This is a genomic window from Streptomyces sp. NPDC006430, from assembly GCF_040612395.1.
GTDB lineage: Bacteria > Actinomycetota > Actinomycetes > Streptomycetales > Streptomycetaceae > Streptomyces.
On the sequence record NZ_JBEXQA010000099.1, the window covers coordinates 1 to 2,154 of the forward strand.

General features: G+C 72.5%; 1 protein-coding gene. It reads right to left on the reverse strand.

What is annotated here, in order from left to right; genetic code table 11:
- Positions 1-2,154, reverse strand: a 2,154-nt coding sequence (locus ABZZ20_RS36740; protein ID WP_356877386.1) for an acyltransferase domain-containing protein, incomplete at both ends; no start/stop codon positions are given.

Genomic DNA, 2,154 nt, shown 5'->3' on the forward strand with positions numbered 1-2,154 from the left:
ACCGCCCGACTCCGCACGCACCAAACGCGCCACCCGCACCTCACCACCACGCACCGCGATCTCCGGCTCCCCGGCAACGGACAGGGCTCGCGCCACGTCCGCCGCCACGGCGACCGGCTCCGCATCGACGTCGACCAGCCGGATCACCCGGTCGGCGTGCTCGCTGCGGGCCGTACGCAGCAGTCCCCACAGTCCGGCGCGGGCGAGGTCGCGTACGGGGTCGTCGGTGGCCACCGCTCCGCGGGTCAGCCAGATCAGCTCGGTCCGTTCGAGGCGGGGTTCGGCCAGCAGGCGTTGGAGCAGCTCCAGTCCGCCGGTGGCCTCTTCGAGGGCCGTTGCGCCGGCCGGGCTGGTCGCGTCGACGAGGAGGCGATCCGGGGCGTCGCCGTCGCTGCCGAGGGCGGAGAGGGCGGTGAGGAGCGCGTCCGCATCCGCGTGGGCAGCGGCGAACCCGAGGGCGTCGTCGCCCAGGACCCAGGTCAGGCCCTCCGGCGCGTCCTCCAGCACGGGCGGGGCGGCGAAGGCGACGCGGTAGAGGTGGTCGACGGTCTCGGTGACCCTCAGCTGCTCGGCGCCCGCGGCGCGCAGCTGGAGCCCCTCGGCGTGGGCGACGGGCCGGCCGGTCGGGTCGGTCGCAGTAACGCGCACGCTGTTCTGCCGGGCGTCGAGTTCGACGCGTACGCGGAGCTCGGTGGCGCCCGCGGCGAGCAGTTCGACGCCTGTCCACTCGAACGGGAGCAGCACCTGTGAGGCGTCGGTGGCCGCGCCGGTGTCCTGAACGCCGACCAGGGCGTGCAGGGCGGCGTCGAGGAGGGCGGGGTGGATGCCGAACTCGTCGGCCTTCAGCCCCTCCGGAAGGTGGACCTGCGCGTATGCGGTGTCGCCGGTGCGGCGGAGTTCGGTCAGGCCCTGGAAGGCAGGTCCGTAGTCCAGGCCGCGGGCGCGGAGACGGTCGTAGAAGCCGTCGAGGTCGACGGGCTCGGTACCGGGGACCGGCCACTGGGCCAGCTCCTCGAACGTGTGGGTGTCGGCGGTCGGCGTGTGGGAGAGGGAGCCGACGGCGTGCTGGCGCCACGGGGCGTCATCGGGCGCGTTCTCGGGGAGGCTGTGGACCGCGACGGGGCGGTGGCCGCTGGTGTCGGGCGCGCCGACGGCGACCTGGAGGCGGACGGCTCCGTCCGTACCGAGCAACAGGGGCTCGGTGAGGGCGAGTTCGGCAACGCCGGGGGCGCCGACGTGGTGGGCGGCGGTCAGGACGAGTTCGAGCAGGCCGGTGCCGGGGACAAGAGGCATGCCGAAGGCCGCGTGCTCGTGGAGCCAGGGGTACTGCGCGGCGGAGAGGCGGCCGGTGAAGAGGTAGCCCTCGCCGTCGGCCAGGGCGGTGACGGCCCCGAGCCAGGGGTGTGCCGAGGCGGTGAGGCCCAGCGAGCGGACGTCGCCCGCGCGCTCGTCCGACTCGAACCAGTACCGCTCGCGTTGGAAGGCGTACGTCGGTAGCGGCACGAGGGTGTCCGTGCCGGTGGCCAGGGCGCGGTCCCAGTCGAGGCCGTGACCCTGGACATGGAGCAGACCGAGGTTGCGCAGGAGCTGGGCCGGCTCGCCGTGGTGACGGGCCAGGGAACCGACGACGATGCCACCGCGCTCCGCACTACCGTCGGTCAACGGCATCGACAGCACCGGGTGCGCCGAGATCTCGACGAACACACCGTGCCCGTCATCCAGCAGCCGCTCCAACGCCCGGTCGAACCGCACCGGCTCACGCAGATTGCGGCACCAATACCCACCGTCCAACTCAATACCGTCCGCCACCTGCCCGGTGACCGTCGAATAGAACGCGATATCCGCCGACCGCGGCACGATCCCGGTGAAACCCTCCGCCAAGGCAGGCAGCAACGGATCCATCTGCGCATTGTGAGACGCGTAGTCCACATTGATCTTGCGGGCATACACACCCCGCTCCGACAACTCCCCAACGATCTCGACGATCGCCTCCGCCCGGCCCGAGATGATCGTCGAGCTGGCGGTGTTCACCGCGGCGACCGACAACGCGTCCCCGTACGGGGCGAGGAACTCCTCGACCTCGCCCACCGGCCGCTCGATCAACGCCATACCGCCCTGACCCGCACACGCAAGAACCGCCTGCGAACGCTGGGC